The sequence below is a fragment of the Streptomyces sp. Z26 genome (assembly GCF_003665095.1).
GTDB lineage: Bacteria > Actinomycetota > Actinomycetes > Streptomycetales > Streptomycetaceae > Streptomyces > Streptomyces phytohabitans.
Map to the genome: position 1 here is coordinate 4,491,989 of NZ_RCHV01000002.1, position 19,311 is coordinate 4,511,299.

A 19,311-nucleotide genomic window follows, 5' to 3' on the forward strand; every position below is an offset into this window, starting at 1 on the left:
GCCCTTGTGCGAGCCGGTGCGGTCGTACGCGACCAGGTCTCGAATGCGTTCCGCGCGACCCGTTCACGCGGCTCTTCGAGGAATTCGTTCAGCAAAGCATTTCCCGGTGCGCGCCCCACGGAGAAAGGCTTCGCACGTCCGCCGTACACGGCGGCAGAAGCCGCACTTCGAACGGGCTCGGCTCCTCGTCCCTCTCCCTGTGAGGCACCATGCGTTGTGTCATCGCTCGTTTCCCCTTCGACCTGACCAGGAACGGTGTGCTGGAGTCGATGAAGGGCGTCAAGCCCGAGTCGGCCACCGGCGATCTCGTCACCATCGGACGCCGTCGCTACCCCGTCAAACAGGTCGGTCAGGTCGTCACCCGCCAGGACCGCCGGGACTTCAGCGGCGCGGAAGTGCTGAGAGCCATGACGCGGCTCGGTTTCACCTGCCACACCCCCTCCGCCGTCGCGCCGACGTCGACGGCCAGTCCGTATCAGCGGGCTTCCGCCATGCTGGGAACGCGGGCCGTCCGCCCCGGCGAGGAAGCAGGCGTGGAGCCGGGACGGGCGTGACGAGGGAGCCCAGAGCGTGGTGCGCCGCCCGGGCGGGAAGTGCGGCGGAAGGGGCTTACCCCGGTCAGGTGGAGGATTCCGACCGGCTGCGGAGTTCCTCGTTGATGCGCTGAGCTTCTTCGAGCTGGTCCTCGAGAATGATGATGCGGCAGGCGGCCTCGATGGGTGTGCCCGCGTCGACGAGTTCGCGGGCCCGACCCGCGATACGCAGTTGGTACCGGGAATAGCGGCGGTGGCCGCCCTCGGAGCGCAGCGGGGTGATCAGACGGTGTTCGCCCAGAGCGCGCAGAAAGGCCGGAGTGGCGCCGAGCATCTCGGCCGCCCGGCCCATGGTGTAGGCGGGATAGTCGTCGTCGTCGAACTTGTCGGCGGTACTGGTACTGCGAGGGGGCATAGACCTCTTCTTTCGGGAACGCACCGGGGGGCCCGGGTGCCAATGGCACCCGGGCCCCGAGCTTTCAACACCATCTACCGGCTGACCGCGCCGGTTCTCTCGTATCGCGGGTCCGTCCGTGGAGGGACCGCGAGGATCGCGGTTGCGTGACCGGGGACCACCTTCCAATCCGGGGCCTGCGGTACCCGGGAGGACACTGTCCGAGCCCGGGCGATCCTGATGGTGTCTGCTCCTTACTGCTGTTTCGATCGATCCATCCGTACTGACGGCGAACGCGGTGTTGCCGTGCGACCCCTGGGGCCACCCGTTCCGGTCGCCAGTGGTGGAACCTCTCGCTCATGGCTCCACCACTCCGCGGCCGGACCGTTCCGCGTCCACCGGTCTGCGCGGCAGTTCGTCTCTGCCGCACCCTTCGACTTCTCGGCTACGGGAGAAACGTTAGCCTCCGTCGATCCGGATGTCTACCTTGGCGAGGGCAGATTTTCGTTGGCCACGGCGTCCTGGTTCCTGTGGCGCCGAACGGAGGGAAAGTCGCTCGCCCGTCTCGCGGCGACCCTCGTGCGCGCATGACCGGAGCGGCGGGCAGGTGCGGCGGAGCCCGGCCGGGTGCGGCGCCACGCGCAACCATGGCTCCGTGAACCGCCCGGCCAACTCCCAGTCGCCCTATCTCCTCCAGCACGCCGACAACCCCGTCGACTGTGGGCTGATGGGTCCGTGGAGAAGTGGACGAGCGTCATGGTGATCCTGGAGCCGGACGACCGAGGCGACCCCCCTCGCGACAGGCCGGGACGCCGCTACATCTGATGTCGCGCGCCTGTCACTTCAACGTCTCATCAATGTGACGGGGAACGGAGCGGCAGTCTTGATCACGTCGGTGAACATCTCGCCGTCCCTGTACGTCTTGGTGGCGGGGTCGAGGACGTAGGTGTAGGCGATGGGGACACCGGTGGTGGGCTGCTCGATGCGCCAGTAGAAGGGAATACCGGCTTTGGCGTACTGGTCCACCTTCACGATTCGGTCAGTGGTCTCCGAGCCGGGCGACACGACCTCGACGACCAGGAGTACGTGCTCGGGGCGGGTGGGCGTGAGGTCGGGGGTTTCCGCCCGGTAGACGATGACGTCGGGGCGGCGGTCGGTGGGGGGAACGTCCTGAAGGCGGACGTCGCAGTCGGTGTCGGCGTTCCAGTCCGGGCCTGCGGCGGCGTCCAGGGCGTTGGCCAGGAGGCGGGCCAGCCGGTTGTGGCGCTTGGAGGCGCTCGGGCTCGCGACGACCATCCCGTCCACGATCTCGATGCCGTCGCACTGCTCTTCGGGCCAGGAGTCGTACTGCTCCGCGTTGATCTGCGAGTGCATCCACGCGGGCGCCACCATTTCGGCGGTCATGACGTACGTCCTTCGAGGACGCGGCGCTCCTCGACTCAGCGTACTGCCCGCTTCCAGCGCGGATCGGCTATGCAGCGCGGGGACTTGCGGGCCGAACCGTCAGGGTCTCGTCGGCGTGAGAGGCTGCCACGATGAACCGCCTGGCCAACTCCCAGTCGCCCTATCTCCTCCAGCACGCCGACAACCCCGTCGACTGGTGGCCCTGGTCGCCGGAGGCGTTCGAGGAGGCGCGGCGGCGTGGGGTGCCGGTGTTGCTCAGCGTCGGGTACTCCGCGTGCCACTGGTGCCACGTCATGGCCGGGGAGAGTTTCGCCGACCCCGCCACCGCCGCGTTCCTCAACGAGCACTTCGTGTCCGTCAAGGTCGACCGGGAGGAGCGGCCCGACGTCGACGCCGTGTACATGGAGGCCGTGCAGGCCGCGACGGGGCACGGTGGCTGGCCGATGACCGTGTTCCTCACGCCCGACGCGGAGCCGTTCTATTTCGGTACGTACTTCCCGCCCGAGCCGCGCCACGGCATGCCGTCCTTCCCGCAGGTGCTGGAGGGCGTGCGGGCGGCGTGGGCGGAGCGGCGGGACGAGGTCGCGGAGGTGGCGGGCCGGATCGTACGGGACCTGTCCGGGCGCGGCGGGGCGTACGGGCGGATGCAGCCGCCGGGTGCCGAGGAGGCCGGGGCCGCCCTGCTGGGGCTCACCCGTGACTACGACGCGGCGCGCGGCGGTTTCGGCGGGGCGCCGAAGTTCCCGACGCCGATGGTGCTGGAGTTCCTGCTGCGGCACCACGCGCGTACGGGTTCGGAGGGCGCGCTCCAGATGGTGCGGGAGACGTGTGCGGCGATGGCGCGCGGCGGCCTGTACGACCAGCTGGGCAGCGGTTTCGCGCGCTATTCGGTGGACGCGGAGTGGATCGTTCCGCACTTCGAGCGGATGTTGTACGACAACGCCCTGCTCTGCCGTCTCCACGCGCACCTGTGGCGCGCCACCGGTTCGGCTCTCGCCCGCCGGGTCGCGCTGGAGACCGCCGACTTCCTCGTCCGTGAACTGCGTACCGCGCAGGGCGGGTTCGCGTCCGCGCTCGACGCCGACAGCGACGACGGCACGGGGCGGCACCGGGAGGGCGCGTACTACGTGTGGACGCCCGCGCAGCTCGTCGAGGCGCTGGGGGAGGACGACGCGGCGTACGCGGCGCGGCTGTTCGGGGTGACGGCGGCGGGCACGTTCGAGGAGGGCGCGTCCGTCCTCCGCCTGCGCGGGCCGGTGAGCGACGCGGACGAGGGCGCGGACGACGCCGCCGACACGGGCACGGACACCGACACCGACGCCGACGACTGGGCCGCGGCCATCTACGAGGACGCGCGCGCCGCCTCCGTACGGGAGCGGCTGCTCGCCGCCCGCGCGGCCCGCCCGCGCCCCGAGCGCGACGAGAAGGTCGTCGCGGCCTGGAACGGCCTGGCCGTCGCCGCCCTCGCCGAGACCGGCGCGTACTTCGACCGGCCCGACCTGGTGGAGGCCGCGTCCGGAGCCGCCGACCTGCTCGTCGCGGTGCACACGGACGAGCGCGGGCGGCTGTTCCGTACCTCGCGCGACGGGGTCGCCGGTCCCAGCGCCGGCGTGCTGGAGGACTACGGCGACGTGGCGGAGGGGATGTTGACGCTCTACGCGGTCACCGGCGAGAGCGCCTGGCTCCAGCTCTCCGGCGGTCTGCTGGAGGAGGTGCTGCGCCACTTCACCGGCGAGGACGGCATGTTGTACGACGCGGCGGACGACGCCGAGCAGCTGATCCGCCGCCCCCAGGACCCCACCGACAACGCCACCCCCTCCGGCTGGACCGCCGCGACCAACGCCCTGCTCACGTACGCCGCCTACACCGGCAGCCACCGCCACCGGGCCGCCGCCGAACGGGCGTTGGGCATCGTCGGCGCGCTCGCCGGGCGGGTGCCGCGCTTCGTCGGCTGGGGTCTGGCCGCGGCGGAGGCCGCGCTCGACGGGCCGCGCGAGGTGGCGGTCGTGGGCCCGGACGGCGACCCGGCGCGGGCCGCGCTGCACCGTACGGCGCTGCTCGCCACCGCGCCCGGCGCGGCGGTGGCGGTGGGCGAGCCCGCGGCGGGTACGGGCGCGGGCTCGGGTACGGGTGCCGACGCGGCGGAGTCCTGGCCCGTGTCGGAGCAGGTGCCGCTGCTGCGCGACCGGCCGCTGCTGGACGGGCGCCCGGCGGCGTACGTCTGCCGGAACTTCACCTGTGCCGCCCCGATCGCCGACCCGGAGACCCTGGCCCGCGCGCTCGACGCGGACTGACGCCCCGTACGCCCCGTACGCCCCGTACGCTCCCGCCCCGTACGCCCGACGGCGTCACGGCGTACGGGGCGTCACAGCGTCAGGCCGCGCTCCAGCACGCGCAGGGCGTGCGAGACGGGGACGGTGAGTTCGCCCTTCATGCCGTCGTCCAGCCAGTGGTACATCGCCTCGATCAGCGCGCTCAGCACGGCGGCCGTGACGACCTGGAGCTCCAGGTCGTCCTCCGGCCGCCCGGTGCGCTCCGACAGCACGAGCGCGAGCAGCCGCTTCGTCTCCGCCATGTGCTCGGCCATGCGCGCGCGGACCGCCGGTACGTCCCGGATGAGCGCCATGCGCTGCATCGCCTCCGCGCGCTCCCGCTCGTCCACCTGGAGCGCGAGGGTGCCGCACAGCGCCTCGCGCAGCGCGGTGACGGGCGGTTCGTCCTTCGGCCGCCGCGCCAGCGCCTCCGCGAACAGGGGGTCGTACTCGTCCGTGAGGACGATGTCCTCCTTGGTGGGGAAGTAGCGGAAGACCGTGCTCGGGGACACCTCGGCGGCCTCGGCGATCTGGTCGACGGGGGTCGCGTCGTAGCCCTGCTCGCCGAAGAGGTGGTACGCGGCCTGGCGGATCGCCTTGCGGGTCCGGATCTTCTTCCGCTCCCGCAGCCCCGGTTTACGGCAACTGGCGACGGACTTGATACATGCGGCGGTCATGGAACTCATTGTTCGCCATCCCGTTCGCCACGGCCATGTTCATGTCGTGCGGGGGCCGGGGAACTCCCGCGCACGGGGTGACCGAAAACACCGGGCGTGCCGAACGGGCCCCCCGTACAGTGGCGAACATGCAGGTGATCCAGTCGACGAAGCTCGCCAATGTCTGCTACGAGATCCGCGGACCCGTGCTGGAGGAGGCGATGCGGCTGGAGGCCGCAGGTCACCGCGTCCTCAAGCTCAACACCGGGAATCCGGCCGCGTTCGGCTTCGAGTGCCCGCCCGAGATCCTGGAGGACATGCTCCGGAACGTCGGCGACGCGCACGGGTACGGCGACGCCAAGGGGCTCCTCTCCGCCCGCCGCGCGGTGATGCAGCACTACCAGACCAAGGGCATAGAGCTGTCCGTCGAGGACGTCTACCTGGGCAACGGCGTCTCCGAGCTGATCCAGATGTCCATGCAGGCGCTGCTCGACGACGGCGACGAGGTGCTCGTCCCGGCCCCCGACTACCCGCTGTGGACGGCCTCGGTGTCCCTCGCGGGCGGTACGGCCGTGCACTACCGCTGCGACGAGCAGGCCGACTGGATGCCGGACCTCGCGGACATCGAGCGGAAGATCACCGACCGTACGAAGGCGCTCGTCGTCATCAACCCGAACAACCCCACGGGCGCGGTCTACGGCGAGGAGCTGCTGCGCGGGCTGACCGAGATCGCCCGCCGCCACCGGCTGATCGTCTGCTCCGACGAGATCTACGACCGCATCCTCTACGACGGCGCCACCCACACGCCCACCGCGGCGCTCGCCCCCGACCTGCTGACGCTGACGTTCAACGGGCTGTCGAAGAACTACCGCGTGGCCGGTTTCCGCAGCGGCTGGCTCGCCGTCTGCGGCCCGAAGACGCACGCGGCGAGCTACATCGAGGGCCTGACCATCCTGGCCAACATGCGCCTGTGCGCGAACATGCCCGCGCAGCACGCCGTCGCCACCGCCCTCGGCGGGCGGCAGTCCATCGACGACCTGGTGCTGCCCGGCGGGCGCATCCTGGAGCAGCGCGACACGGCGTACGACCTGCTCACGCAGATCCCCGGCGTGACGTGCGTCAAGCCGAAGGGCGCGCTGTACCTCTTCCCGCGGCTCGACCCCAAGGTCTTCAAGATCAAGGACGACCGGCAGATGGTGCTCGACCTGCTGCGGGCGGAGCAGATCATGGTCGTGCACGGCACCGGCTTCAACTGGCCGGAGCCCGACCACTTCCGCATCGTCACGCTGCCCGCGGCGACGGAGCTGGCGGACGCGGTCACCCGTATCGGTGCGTTCCTGGACGGGTACGGGCAGCCCTGACGCGCGTACGGGCCCGGGGCGGCCCGGCCCAAGTCACCTTCTGTGGCGGGCCGTTACCGGTGGTTTTGCGCTCTTGCGGATTTCCGGAAGTTCACCGCTCCGGGTCAACTTTAGACATTGTCCAAGCTAGGATGGTTTCCCGGAACTTGCCAGGAGGCCGTCCCATGTACGAACCGATCCGCGACCCGTCGGTCCACAGCATGGCCGAAGGGGACGGGCCGCACCGCTCGCGCGACGAGGAACTCGACATCCGCCTCGCCGGCCACCTCACCGCACTGCTGACCGTGACCGACGAGCTGCGCGCGCTCACGCCCGACCCCGATCTGGACGACGCGGGGCAGCGCCTCGCCGCCCAGTCGGCCCGGTTGGGCGGCGGCCGGGCGCCGCTGCGCGTGGAGCCGTCCGCGCGCAGCGCGAGCGCGGGTCACGTCACCGCGCTGCACCAGCGCGCGCACAACCTCGCGGGGATGGCGCTTGTGATCGCCACCTCCCGCGCCGACCAGGACGCGGCCGCGCTGGCCGCCGAGCGGCTGGAGGTGCACGGGGCCGCGCTGGGCCTCACCGCCAGCGCCTGAACGGGCGGTGCCCGAAGGGGCGTCGCGGGTACGGGTGTCGACGCGACGGGGCGGCCCCCGCACCGCTGTCGCTGGTACGGGCGGCCGTACGGAGCGCCGCCCGCGGGTCACGTACCCCCGCGGGTCCCCGTACGCCGCCCGTCCCCGTCCCGCCTCAGCCGAGGCGCGCCACCAGCGCCCGGTACTCGTCCCACAGCTCCGTCGGCGTGTGGTCACCGAAGGTGTTGAGGTGCTCGGGCACCAGGGACGCCTCGTCGCGCCACACCTCCTTGTCCACGGCGAGCAGGAAGTCCAGCTCCCCGTCGGACAGTCGGAGGCCGTCCGTGTCCAGGGCCTCCTTCGTCGGGAGTACGCCGATGGGGGTCTCGACGCCGTCGGCCTCCCCGTTCAGCCGCCCGACGATCCACTTCAGCACGCGCCCGTTCTCCCCGAAGCCGGGCCAGACGAACCTGCCGTCCTCGTCCTTCTTGAACCAGTTGACGTAGTAGATCTTCGGCAGCTTCGTCTGGTCCGCCTCGGCGCCGACGCGGAGCCAGTGGGCGAAGTAGTCGCCCATGTTGTAGCCGCAGAAGGGCAGCATCGCGAACGGGTCGCGGCGCAGCTCGCCGACCTTGCCCTCCGCCGCGGCCGTCTTCTCGCTGGCCACGTTGGCGCCGAGGAAGACGCCGTGCTGCCAGCTGAAGGACTCCGTGACGAGCGGTACGGCCGACGCGCGCCGCCCGCCGAAGAGGATGGCGGAGATCGGGACGCCCCGCGGGTCCTCCCACTCGGGCGCGATGATCGGGCACTGCCCGGCGGGGGTGGTGAAGCGCGCGTTGGGGTGGGCGGCGGGGGTGTCGGAGTCCGGTGTCCACTCGTCGCCGCGCCAGTCCGTGAGGTGGGCGGGCGTCTCCTCGGTCATGCCCTCCCACCACACGTCGCCGTCGTCGGTCAGCGCGACGTTGGTGAAGACGGAGTTGCCCCACAGGGTCTTCATGGCGTTGCCGTTGGTGTGCTCGCCCGTGCCCGGCGCGACGCCGAAGAAGCCCGCCTCGGGGTTGATCGCGTACAGCCTGCCGTCCGCGCCGAAGCGCATCCACGCGATGTCGTCACCGATGGTCTCGACGGTCCAGCCGGGGACGGTGGGCTCCAGCATGGCCAGGTTCGTCTTGCCGCAGGCGCTGGGGAAGGCGGCGGCGACGTACTTGGCCTCGCCGCGCGGCGGCGTCAGCTTCAGCACCAGCATGTGCTCGGCCAGCCAGCCCTCGTCGCGGGCCATCACGGAGGCGATGCGCAGGGCGTAGCACTTCTTGCCGAGCAGCGCGTTGCCGCCGTAGCCGGAGCCGTACGACCAGATCTCGCGCGTCTCGGGGAAGTGCGAGATGTACTTGGTGCTGTTGCACGGCCACGGCACGTCCCGTTCGCCCTTGGCCAGCGGCGCGCCCACGCTGTGCACCGCCCGGACGAAGAAGCCGTCGTCGCCCAGCTCGTCGAGGACGGGCTGCCCCATGCGCGTCATGGTGCGCATGGACACGGCGACGTACGCGGAGTCGGTGATCTCGACACCCAGCGCGGACAGCGGTGAGCCCAGCGGGCCCATGCAGAACGGCACCACGTACATCGTCCGGCCGCGCATCGAGCCGCGGAAGACGCCCTTGCGGCCGGTGAAGACCTCCCGCATCTCGGCGGGCGCCTTCCAGTGGTTGGTCGGGCCGGCGTCCTCCGCGCGTTCCGAGCAGATGAAGGTGCGGTCCTCGACGCGGGCGACGTCGGACGGGTCGGAGGCGGCGTAGTACGAGTTGGGGCGCTTGACGGGGTCGAGCTTCCGGAAGGTGCCGTTCTCGACCAGTTCCGCGCAGAGGCGGTCGTACTCGGCTTCCGAGCCGTCGCACCAGACGACCCGGTCGGGCTGGGTGAGATCGGCGATCTCACCGACCCAGGCGAGCAGTTCCTGATGGCGGGTCGGGGTGGTGGTGGGAGCCGCAATGCTGCGCGCCACGATCGCTCCAGACGGTGTGAGGGTGTGAGGTTCGTACGGATATGAGCACGCATATCCGTTTCTACAGGGTGGATCACCGCTCGCCCCTTGGGGGCCGCGACCCGGATGCATTCGTGGCAACGCTCATCCGGTGCCGCACTCGCTCATCTGATGTTGGCGTGCGAAGACTCATGTGTCCAGGGGGCAGCTCAGGTGAGCATCGCCACTCACGTGTGTCAGCCGTACGACAGGGCGGCGTCCACCACGTGAAGGGTGGCCGCACGGCGGGTCCGGAGAGCGGGACGCGGGACCGAACTTACGGAACCGTAGGTAGCCTGTGGCCATGACTGCTGCCGCGCACGGGCCCGAGCGAGCAACCGCGGGACGGACCAGGGGGACGGGACGCATGGAACGCAGCCGAGGGGCGGCGGGGGAGGCGGACGTGGCGGGGGCGGCCGTACCCGGGGCGCGTACGGGCGGGGAGGGCGTGTACGAGGAGGGCGCGTACGCGGAGGCCGTACGCGAGGAGCGGCGCGACGACACGGCGGACGCGGGCGGCGGCCCGCACCTGCCGCACGTGCCCCAACTGACGCCGATCAAGCCGCGGTTGCGCGGCTGGCTGCACGCGGGCATGTTCCCGGCGGCGCTCGTCTCCGGCGTGTTCCTGACCGCCCTCGCGGACACCGCCGCCGGGCGCCTGGCCTGCGCCGTCTACACGCTCACCGCCTGCATGCTGTTCGGCATCAGCGCCCTCTACCACCGCGGCGACTGGAGCCCCGGCGTCAACGCCGTGCTGCGGCGCCTCGACCACGCCAACATCTTCCTGATCATCGCGGGCAGCTACACCCCGCTGACCATCCTGCTGCTCTCCGGCAACAGCCGGAACCTGCTGCTGTGGGGCGTCTGGATCGCCGCCCTGTTCGGCATCGCGTTCCGCGTCCTGTGGGTCGGCGCCCCACGCTGGCTCTACACGCCGTGCTACATCGCGATGGGCTGGGCCGCCGTCTTCTTCCTGCCCGAGTTCCTGCGCAACGGCGGCGCCGTGGTGCTCGCCCTGGTCGTCGCGGGCGGCCTGCTCTACAGCGTCGGCGGCGTGGTCTACGCCCTCAAGCGCCCGAATCCGTCACCGCGCTGGTTCGGTTTCCACGAGGTCTTCCACTCGCTCACGCTGGCGGCCTTCGCGGCCCACTACGTGGGCATCTCCATGGTCGCCTACGGCTAGGCGGTGTCCGCCCAGGCCGCCCCGGCGCGGACCTGCGGCCCGAACCGGGCCCTAGAGGCCTGTCCCACGCTGGAGCCGGGCGATGTATCCAGGAGGCACCCATGTCCCGTATGACCGCGCTGATCAAGGCGTGGCACGAGTTGGACCTGCCGGGCGACGATGCCGATGCCGACCGGCCCGCTCAGATCGTTTTCGCGGTGGTGGAGACCGTGTCCACCACGCCCACGGTGATCAAGCGTGACTGGGAGGACAAACGGCTGCGCTACGCGGCGGCGGGCATCCCCGTCTATCTGATCGTCGATCCGAACGACGCCACCTGGCACGTGTTGGAGCTGGACGGCAGCCAATACGTGGAGACGGACAGGGGCCTCTTCGGCCAGGACCTCACGTTCCCCGCGCCCATGGGGTTCACCGTGCGGACCGAGGGCTGGCATCCGTACCGCCGGTCCGGCCGGGACACCGCCTAGCGGCCGTTGAGCGGGGTGCGGCGGATCGAGCGGCCCGCCAGGACGTCCGTACGGCGGCCGTCGCGGATCACCGGGCGGCCGTCGATCAGCACGTGCGGGACGCCGACCGGCAGCTGCCGCGGCTCCTCGAACGTCGACCCCGCCGCCACCGTCCCCGGGTCGAACAGCACCAGGTCCGCGCGGTACCCCTCGCGGACCAGCCCCCGGTCCGGCAGCCGTAGCCGGGCCGCCGGGCGGGACGTCAGGTGGGCCACGCACTCCTCCAGGGAGAGGACGCCCAACTCCCGTACGTACCGGCCGAGGTAGTGCGGGAAGGTGCCGTACGCCCGCGGGTGCGGCTTGGCGCCCTGGAGGATGCCGTCGCTGCCGCCCGTGTGCACGGGGTGCCGCATGATGGCGCGCACGTTCTCCTCGTGGCCCACGTGCTGGAGGATCGTGGTGCCGAGCCGGTCCTCCGTCAGCAGGCGGCGGGCCGTGGTGAAGGGCTCCTCGCCGCGCTCCCGCGCGCTGGCGGCGACGGTGCGCCCGACGTACCCGCGCAGGGCGTCGTCCGTCACCCCGGAGATCTCGATGGTGTCCCACTCGATCGGCACCCCGTGGCAGCCGTCGGCGCCCTCGACCTCCATCGTGTGCCGGACCCGGGCGCAGGTGTCGTCGTCGGCCAGCCGCGCGAGGACCGCGTCCGGGCCGCCCTCGCTCGCCCAGCTCGGCAGCATGGCGACGAGGGTGGTGCAGCCGGGGGTGTACGGGTACGTGTCGAGGGTGATGTCGGCGCCCGCCGCGAGGGCGTCGTCGAGGAGGGTGAGGAGTTCGGGGGCGCGGCCCTTGTTCACGCCGAAGTTCATGGTGGCGTGGGCGAGGTGCAGGGCGCAGCCCGCCTCACGGCAGAGTCCGACCATCTCCTCGTACGCGCCGAGGGCGCCCGCCCCGTACGAGCGGTGGTGCGGGCAGTAGTAGCCGCCGTGGTGGGCGACGACCCGGCACAGTGCGGTGAGTTCGGCGGTCGGCGCGTACATGCCCGGCGTGTACGTGAGTCCGGACGACATCCCCACCGCGCCCTGCTCCAGGCCCTCGGTGACGAGCTGCCGCATCCGGGTCAGCTCGTCCGCCGTCGCCGGGCGGTCCTCCCAGCCGACGGCGAGCATGCGGACGGTGCCCTGCGGCACCAGGTACGCGGCGTTGACGGCGATGCCCTGGCGGTCGAGCCGGTCCAGGTAGCCGCCGACGGTGCGCCAGTCGAAGTCGACGTCGGAGGGGGCGCCCGGCGCGGCGCCGTTCCAGCCCGCGATGGCCTGCCGTACGTCGGCCAGCGTGCGGTCGTCCACCGGCGCGTACGACAGCCCGTCCTGCCCGACGACCTCCAGGGTGACGCCCTGCGCGGCCTTCGCGGAGTGGTCCGGGTCGCGCAGCAGCGCGAGGTCGCTGTGCGCGTGCATGTCGATGAAGCCGGGGGCGAGCGCCAGCCCGTCGGCGTCCAGCGTGTGCCGGGCCGAGAGGCGCGGGCCGTCGCCCTCCGTCCGTACGGCGGCGATCCGGCCGTCGTCGAGGGCGACGTCCGCCACGTACGAGGGGCCGCCGGAGCCGTCGACGACGCGCGCTCCGCGGATCACGGTGTCCATGTCTGCCGGTGCCCTTTCTGCCGGGGTGGTCCGCCGGGGTGGTCCGCCGGGGAGTGGCGACTAGAAGAAGGTGCGGATCAGGTCGGTGACCGTGCCGTCCGGCTCCACGAGCGGGATCAGCTGCCACTTGTCGAAGATCGTGCACGGGTGCGACATGCGCAGCCCGACCCAGTCCCCGACCTCCAGCTCGGCGCCCGTACCGCCGTCGCCGCCGTCCGTACGCAGCCACGTGTGCTGGTCGGACAGGCCGGTCACGGTGATGCCGTCGGCGGGCCGTACGGTCCCGTCGCGCGCCGAGCGCACCGCGTGCGCCCGCGGCAGGTGCAGGTCGTGGGCGGCGTCGCGCTTCCCCGCGTTGAGGAACGCCTGGCCGGGGGAGGGGCGCGAGACGACCTGTGCCCAGAGGGTGAACGCGGAGAGCAGCGCGCCCTCGTCGGGTACGCGGTTGAACGGGGTCAGCTCCTCGTAGTGCCCGTCGTCGTGCGACACGTACGCGCCCGAGCGCAGCAGCTTCAGCACCGGCCGGGACAGCTCCGGCACCTCCGCGAAGACGTCCGCGACCGCGTCGAACCAGGCGCTGCCGCCCGCGCTCAGCACGATCTCGTCCACGTCCGCGCCGAACCGGCCCGCCGCGTCCAGCTCCGCCGTCAGCGCGGTCAGCCGCCGCAGCCACGCCCGTACCCGGTCGCCGTCGGCCTGCGGCACCTCGCCCTCGTAGCCCGCGACGCCGACGAGCCGCAGCGTGTCCGTGGCCGCCACGGCGTCCGCGACGGCGGCGCAGTCCGCCTCCGTACGGGCGCCGGTGCGGGCGCCCTCGCCCGCCGCCAGCTCGACGACGACGTCGAGGCGGCGGGGGGTGGCGGGGCCGGTTTCGGCACCGCGCAGGGCCTCGTCCATCAGGGCGACGCCGCGTACGGAGTCGACGTAGCAGACGAACCGGAAGTCCGGGTCGGCCGCCAGCTCACCGGCGAGCCAGCGCAGGGCGGCGGCGTCCACCAGCTCGTTGGCGAGGAAGACGCGACGCACGCCGAACTCCCGGCACACGCGCACCTGGTGCGGTACGGCGACGGTGATGCCCCAGGCGCCGTACGCGAGTTGGCGGGCGAACAGCTGCGGGGCCATGGACGTCTTGCCGTGCGGCGCGAAGGCCAGCCCGTGCCGTTCGGTGTAGTCCTCCAGCTGGCGGAGGTTGTGCTCGACTGCCTCCGCCGACAGGGCCAGCACCGGGGTGGTGAAGCCGCCCGTGAACAGGTCGCGGCGGGCCCCGGCGAGCGCGCCGACGCGGCTGCCCGCGGCGTCCGGCGGCAGGCCCTTCCAGCGGTGGTCGACGAGGTCGTCCGCGAGCGCGGCGAGCCGGTCGGTGGCCAGGTCCGGGGTGCGGGCGGCGGGGGTGCCGGGGGCGTCGGCGGCGTGGTCGGCCGGGCGGGGCATGGCGGCTCCGTAAAAGATCTTGTTGCAGGGAATGCAACACCCATTGCGCATAACGCTTACTGCTGTCTAGCATCCCGGCGAACCCCGGTCAATGGAGCGCGGGCGCCACCGCGCACCGGACGTACGGGGCACCCGGCCCGAAGGAGCGAGACGGATCGTGACCAGCCCCCCGCCCGCCGACGTCGTCTGCCTCGGCGAGTCCATGGTCACGTTCCTGCCGTCGCGGCCCGGCCCCCTCGCGGACGTGCCCGCGTTCCAACGCGCCATCGGCGGCGCCGAGTCCAACGTCGCCTGCGCCCTCGCCGGTGCCGGGCACCGCGCCCGCTGGGTCAGCCGCGTCGGCGCGGACGGCTTCGGTGACCACCTGCTCCGTACGATCACCGCCGCGGGCGTCGACACCGGCGCCGTCGAACGGGACCCGGACCGGCCGACCGGCGTGTACTTCCGTACGGACGGCGAGCGCGCCACCTCCCTCGGCGGCGCGGGGGAGGGTGCGGGCGGCCCCGCCTCCACCGCCGAGGTCGTGTACTACCGCGCCGGTTCCGCCGCCTCCGCCATGGCGCCCGACACCGTCGACCTGGCCGCGGCCCGCTCCGGCCGGGTCCTGCACCTCACCGGCATCACCGCCGCGCTGTCCGCCGGGTGCCTGGCGCTGAGCCGTACGCTCACCGCGCCGTACGAGGGCCGCCCGCTCGTCTCGTTCGACGTCAACTACCGCGTGGCGCTGTGGCGTCCGCCCGCCGACCCGCGCGTGCTGCTCGAACTGGCCCGCGGCTGCGACCTGGTGTTCGTCGGTGAGGACGAGGCGGAGGCGGCCTGGGGCGTCACGGGTGGCGCGGACGCCGTACGGGACGCGCTGCCGGAGCCCGCGACGCTCGTCGTGAAGCACGGCGCGGCGGGCGCGACGGCGTACGTGCGCGGGGGCGCCGACGGGAGCGGCGACGGCGCGTACGGCGACGGGGGTGACGACGCCCCGTACGGCGACGACCGCCGCGTGCGCGTCCCCGCGCCCCGCGTCGACGTCGTCGCGCCGGTCGGCGCGGGCGACGCCTTCGCCGCCGGGTACCTCTCCGCCGCGCTGCGCGGCCTGCCGCTCCGCGACCGGCTGCGCCACGGCCACCTGCTGGCCGCCGCCGCCCTCACCGTCCCCGGCGACCTGGCCGAACCCCCGGCCCGCGCCGACGTGGACCGGCTCGCGGCGCTCGACCACGAGGCGTGGGGCACACTGCGACTCGCCCCCGGCTGGACGACAGAGAAGGCGACCGCACCGTGAGTCAGACCGTCGACAGAGCGCTGAGCATCCTGCCCCTGCTGGCCCGTGGACCGGCCAACCTGGAGCAGGTCTCGCAGCAGCTCGGCGTGCACAAGTCCACGGCGCTGCGCCTGCTGCGCACCCTGCACGAGCACGGCATCGTCTACCGCCAGCCGGACCAGCGCTACCGCCTCGGCGCCCGCCTCTTCGCCCTCGCGCAGGAGGCGATCGAGAACCTGGACGTACGCGAGATCGCCCACCCCCACCTCGTACGCCTCAACGAGAAGACGGGCCACACCGTCCACCTCGCCGTGTACGAGGAGAGCGACGTGCTCTACCTCGACAAGGTCGAGAGCCGCTACCCGGTGCGCATGTACTCGCGCATCGGCAAGCCCGTCGCGATCACCGTCGCCGCCGTCGCCAAGCTGCTCCTCGCGGACCTGCCCGAGCAGGAGCGCCGCGAGATCGCGGACGGCCTCGACTACCCCGCGTACACCGCGAGGTCGACGCCCGACGCCGCCGCGTTCCTCGCCGAGCTGGCGCGCGTACGGGAACAGGGCTGGGCCACCGACCTCGGCGGCCACGAGGAGTCCATCAACTGCGTCGCCGCGCCCATCCGGGGCGCCGACGGGCGCGTCGTCGCGGCGATGTCCGTCTCGGCGCCCAGCGTGGTCGTGACCGCCGACGAACTCCTCACGCTGCTCCCGCTGGTACGGCGTACGGCCGACGCCGTCAGCGCCGACTACTCCGGGAAGCCCCGATGAACGCCCGGCCGCCCCGGGACCCGTCACCGCGGGCCGCGTGAGCCCCCGCACCCCGTCACCGAGAACCCCGTCACCGCACACCCCGTCCCCGTACGGAGAGCAGGAAGCGACACCATGAGCGACAAGACCGCCCTCACCCCCAGCACCCACACCACCCCGCCCGCCGCGTTCTCGCACGGTGTGCGGAAGGGCAACATCCTCCAGGTCGCCGGGCAGGTCGGCTTCCTGCCCGCCGTCGAGGGCCAGCCCCCGACCCCGGCCGGGCCGACGCTGCGGGAGCAGACGCTCCAGACCCTGGAGAACGTACGGGCCATCCTCGCGGAGGGCGGCGCGAGCTGGGACGACGTGATGATGCTGCGCGTCTACCTCACCGACACCGGCCACTTCGCGGAGATGAACGAGCTGTACAACGCGTACTTCGCGGAGCAGGACCTCCAGGCGCCGCCCGCGGCCCGTACGACCGTGTACGTCGGGCTGCCCGCCGGGCTGCTCATCGAGATCGACGCGCTCGCCGTACTGGACTGAGCCCCCGCCGTCCGGCAGGGTCCCGCACGCGCGGGGCCCGGCCGGGCACCAGCACCACCGCCGTACCCCCCCCGCACCACCCCCGTACCACCGTCCCCAGGAAACCCGAGGAGCCCGCCCCCAAGGACTCCGGCCGAACCCGAACGAGGTCGCCCCATGCTGCTCGCCGCCCCGGACCCCGAGGCGCCACCGCACACCGGTGGTCTGCTGCTGCTCATAGACGGGACCGCCGGTCTGCTGACCGTCGCCGTCCTCGGCATCGCCCTGCTGCTCTACCTGATCATCAAGGTCCGCCTCCAGCCCTTCGTGGCGCTGCTCGCGGTCTCCATCGCGGTCGGCCTCGCCGCGGGCCTGTCCGTCACCGAACTCTTCGGCACCGTGCAGAAGTCGGACGCGGTGTCCGTCATCGAGTCCGGCATGGGCGGCATCCTCGGGCACGTCGCGATCATCATCGGGCTCGGCACCATGCTCGGCGCGATCCTGGAGGTCTCCGGCGGCGCCGAGGCGCTGTCGGCGCGGCTGCTCGGCCTGTTCGGGGAGCGCAGGGCGCCGCTGGCGATGGGCCTCACCGGCCTGATCTTCGGCATCCCCGTCTTCTTCGACGTCGGCATCTTCGTGCTGGCGCCGATCGTGTACGCCGCCGCCAAGCGCTCCGGCAAGTCCGTACTGCTGTACGCGATGCCGCTGCTGGCCGGACTCTCCATGACGCACGCGTTCCTGCCGCCGCACCCCGGCCCGGTGGCCGCCGCCGGACTGCTCGACGTGGACCTCGGCATGGTCATCCTGATGGGTACGGTCTGCGGCATCCCGGCCGTACTCGCCGCGTGGGCGTACGCCGCCTGGATCGGCGAACGCATCTTCGTCGAGGTGCCGCAGGACATGGTCGAGGCCGTCGAGGAGTCCCGCAAGGCCATCGCGGACGAGCAGCGCGCGTCCGGCGTCGAGCCGAAGGAGACGCCGGTGTCGGTGGGCACGGTGCTCGCGATCATCGGTACGCCGCTGGTGCTGATCCTCGCCTCGACGTTCTCGTCGATCGCGTTCGACCCGTCCACGGCCCGCTCGGTGGTGGAGTTCGTCGGGCACCCGTTCGTCGCGCTGACGATCGCGCTGCTGCTGTCGTTCTACGTGCTGGGCATCCGCCGCGGCTGGTCCCGGCGTTCGCTGGAGACGGTGTGCACCGCCTCCCTCAAGCCCGTCGGCAACATCCTGCTGGTGGTCGGCGCGGGCGGCGTCTTCGGCGCGGTCCTGGCGGGCAGCGGCATCGCGAACGCGCTGGCGGACACGTTCAACGACATGGGCCTGCCGGTCATCGTGCTGGCGTACCTCATCTCGCTGGTGCTGCGCGTCGCGCAGGGTTCGGCCACCGTCGCGATCGTCACCAGCGCGGGCATCGTCGCCCCGTTGATCCAGCAGGGCGACTACTCGCAGGCGCACACCGCGCTCGTCATCATGGCGATCTCGGCGGGCTCGATCTTCGCCTCGCACGTCAACGACGGCGGCTTCTGGATCGTCGCCAAGTACTTCGGCATCTCCGAACGGGACACCCTCAAGTCCTGGACGGTGCTGGAGTCGGTGCTGTCGGTGGCCGGGTTCGCGGTCGCGGCGACGGTCAGCCTGCTGGCGTAGCGCCACGGCGCGCGGGGGCGTCGTCCGTACGCGTCGGGCGCACGCCCCCTTGTGCGCCCGACGCCCGCGACGAACAATGCGGTGCGACCAGACCGAATGCCCTTTCGGTCCACCAGAGAGGACCCCCACACATGAAAAGACCTCTCGCCGGTGCCCTGACCGCGGCCCTCCTCGGAGCCGCCGCCCTCACGGGCCTCACCGCGAACCCCGCCACGGCCACCGGCCACACCACCGCCACGGCCTCCGCCGAGGCGGGGAAGCAGACGAAGGCGGCCGCCCCCGACTTCGCCGGTACGGTTGCCCTGAGCAACTGCTCCGGCTCCGTCGTCCGCGTCCCGCAGTCCCAGCCGACCGACCCCGCCCTGGTCCTCTCCAACGGCCACTGCCTGGAGAGCGGCATGCCCGACCCGGGCACGGTCGTCGTGGACGAGCCGTCCAGCCGCAGCTTCGACCTCCTCGACGCGGGCGCCAACGAGGTCGGCACGCTCCAGGCCACCAAGATCGCGTACGGCACCATGACCGACACGGACGCGTCGATCTACGAACTCAGCTCCACGTACGAGGAGATCGAGTCCGAGTACGGCATCGAGCCCCTCGACATCGCCCCCGAGCACCCCACGGCCGGGACGAACGTCACCGTCGTCTCCGGCTACTGGAAGGACACCTACAGCTGCGCGATAGACGGCTTCGCGTACCAGCTGGAGGAGGGCGGCTGGACGCAGAAGGACTCCATCCGCTACACCCCCGAGTGCCAGGTCATCGGCGGCACCTCGGGCTCGCCGCTCGTGGACGACGCCACGGGCCAGGTCGTCGGGGTGAACAACACCACGAACGAGAACGGCGAGGAGTGCACCCTCAACAACCCGTGCGAGAAGGACGAGGCGGGCAACGTCACCGTCCACCAGGGCACCGGGTACGCGCAGCAGGTCTACCTCTTCGCGGACTGCATCACCACCGGCAACAAGATCGACCTCAGCCTCCCGGAGTGCGCGCTGCCCAGCCCGTGACCTCCTGACACGCTGACGTGCTGCCCGCGCACCCCGCCGGACCACCCGGCCGGTGCCCGGCCGACGGGGCCCCGGACCTCCCGGTCCAGGGCCCCACCGCGCGTCCGGGCCCGGTACGCGCGGTGGCGGCCCTGCACGGTGATCAGCCGTGCCCTCTTGTGCTGATCGGCGCGGGCTTGTTTCATTCGCCGTCACCGGTCACGTCA

General features: G+C 72.2%; 17 protein-coding genes. 11 read left to right on the forward strand and 6 right to left on the reverse strand.

All coding sequences use genetic code 11. The features are described 5' to 3' along the window. Positions 1-209 precede the first annotated feature (209 nt). Positions 210-554 (forward strand): SCO5918 family protein, encoded by a 345-nt coding sequence (locus tag D7M15_RS19600; protein WP_121518708.1) that lies wholly within the window; start codon positions 210-212, stop codon positions 552-554. A 64-nt stretch (positions 555-618) separates the two neighbouring features. Here the strand turns inward: D7M15_RS19600 and D7M15_RS19605 are convergent, their stop codons facing one another. After that, positions 619-948 carry a MerR family transcriptional regulator gene (locus D7M15_RS19605; RefSeq protein ID WP_121518709.1) on the reverse strand — a complete coding sequence of 110 codons (330 nt, stop codon included), beginning with the start codon at positions 946-948 and terminating at the stop codon, positions 619-621. Between the two features lie 822 nt (positions 949-1,770). After that, positions 1,771-2,331, reverse strand: a complete 561-nt coding sequence (locus D7M15_RS19610; protein ID WP_121518710.1) for a Uma2 family endonuclease — start codon at positions 2,329-2,331, stop codon at positions 1,771-1,773. 131 nt (positions 2,332-2,462) lie between these two features. Here D7M15_RS19610 and D7M15_RS19615 point away from each other — a divergent pair, with 131 nt between their 5' ends. Further along, positions 2,463-4,625, forward strand: a complete 2,163-nt coding sequence (locus tag D7M15_RS19615; protein WP_121518711.1) for a thioredoxin domain-containing protein — start codon at positions 2,463-2,465, stop codon at positions 4,623-4,625. 71 nt (positions 4,626-4,696) lie between these two features. On the opposite strand, the gene D7M15_RS19620 is transcribed toward D7M15_RS19615, so the two are convergent. Beyond that, positions 4,697-5,320, reverse strand: coding sequence for a TetR family transcriptional regulator (locus D7M15_RS19620; protein ID WP_121518712.1), 624 nt, complete (start codon positions 5,318-5,320; stop codon positions 4,697-4,699). Positions 5,321-5,448: 128 nt separating this feature from the next. Between D7M15_RS19620 and D7M15_RS19625 the strand changes: the two genes are divergently transcribed. Both D7M15_RS19625 and D7M15_RS19630 read left to right on the forward strand, forming a co-directional pair. Then, positions 5,449-6,660 (forward strand): pyridoxal phosphate-dependent aminotransferase, encoded by a 1,212-nt coding sequence (locus D7M15_RS19625; protein ID WP_121521054.1) that lies wholly within the window; start codon positions 5,449-5,451, stop codon positions 6,658-6,660. 164 nt (positions 6,661-6,824) lie between these two features. Next, complete coding sequence (locus D7M15_RS19630) at positions 6,825-7,235, forward strand: hypothetical protein (protein ID WP_121518713.1); 411 nt, start codon at positions 6,825-6,827, stop codon at positions 7,233-7,235. A 154-nt stretch (positions 7,236-7,389) separates the two neighbouring features. On the opposite strand, the gene D7M15_RS19635 is transcribed toward D7M15_RS19630, so the two are convergent. Next, positions 7,390-9,213, reverse strand: a complete 1,824-nt coding sequence (locus tag D7M15_RS19635; RefSeq protein WP_121518714.1) for a phosphoenolpyruvate carboxykinase (GTP) — start codon at positions 9,211-9,213, stop codon at positions 7,390-7,392. A gap of 385 nt (positions 9,214-9,598) precedes the next feature. Here D7M15_RS19635 and D7M15_RS19640 point away from each other — a divergent pair, with 385 nt between their 5' ends. Together D7M15_RS19640 and D7M15_RS19645 are read left to right on the forward strand one after the other, a co-directional pair. Next, a complete protein-coding gene (locus tag D7M15_RS19640; RefSeq protein ID WP_346428817.1) occupies positions 9,599-10,414 on the forward strand; it encodes a hemolysin III family protein in 816 nt (271 codons plus the stop codon). A gap of 101 nt (positions 10,415-10,515) precedes the next feature. Further along, positions 10,516-10,881: a Uma2 family endonuclease gene (locus tag D7M15_RS19645; protein ID WP_121518715.1), complete on the forward strand. Its 366-nt coding sequence runs from the start codon at positions 10,516-10,518 to the stop codon at positions 10,879-10,881. On the opposite strand, the gene D7M15_RS19650 is transcribed toward D7M15_RS19645, so the two are convergent. Next, complete coding sequence (locus tag D7M15_RS19650) at positions 10,878-12,500, reverse strand: D-aminoacylase (RefSeq protein ID WP_121518716.1); 1,623 nt, start codon at positions 12,498-12,500, stop codon at positions 10,878-10,880. The genes D7M15_RS19645 and D7M15_RS19650 overlap by 4 nt on opposite strands. Positions 12,501-12,560: 60 nt before the next feature. After that, positions 12,561-13,931 carry an alanine racemase gene (locus D7M15_RS19655; protein ID WP_121518717.1) on the reverse strand — a complete coding sequence of 457 codons (1,371 nt, stop codon included), beginning with the start codon at positions 13,929-13,931 and terminating at the stop codon, positions 12,561-12,563. Positions 13,932-14,088: 157 nt separating this feature from the next. Here D7M15_RS19655 and D7M15_RS19660 point away from each other — a divergent pair, with 157 nt between their 5' ends. From D7M15_RS19660 to D7M15_RS19680, 5 genes are all read left to right on the forward strand, one after another. After that, a complete protein-coding gene (locus D7M15_RS19660; protein WP_276314468.1) occupies positions 14,089-15,204 on the forward strand; it encodes a sugar kinase in 1,116 nt (371 codons plus the stop codon). Further along, entirely contained in the window at positions 15,201-15,947 is a 747-nt protein-coding gene (locus D7M15_RS19665; protein WP_121518719.1) for an IclR family transcriptional regulator, read from the forward strand. The genes D7M15_RS19660 and D7M15_RS19665 overlap by 4 nt, the downstream gene beginning before the upstream one ends. A gap of 114 nt (positions 15,948-16,061) precedes the next feature. Beyond that, entirely contained in the window at positions 16,062-16,472 is a 411-nt protein-coding gene (locus D7M15_RS19670) for a RidA family protein (RefSeq protein WP_121518720.1), read from the forward strand. A 156-nt stretch (positions 16,473-16,628) separates the two neighbouring features. After that, on the forward strand, positions 16,629-18,098 hold the full coding sequence (locus D7M15_RS19675; protein ID WP_121518721.1) for a gluconate:H+ symporter: 1,470 nt from the start codon (positions 16,629-16,631) through the stop codon (positions 18,096-18,098). Positions 18,099-18,229: 131 nt separating this feature from the next. Continuing rightward, the gene (locus D7M15_RS19680; RefSeq protein ID WP_121518722.1) at positions 18,230-19,105 is read left to right on the forward strand and encodes a serine protease; all 876 of its coding nucleotides are present in this window, start codon (positions 18,230-18,232) and stop codon (positions 19,103-19,105) included. The last annotated feature ends 206 nt before the right edge of the window (positions 19,106-19,311 follow it).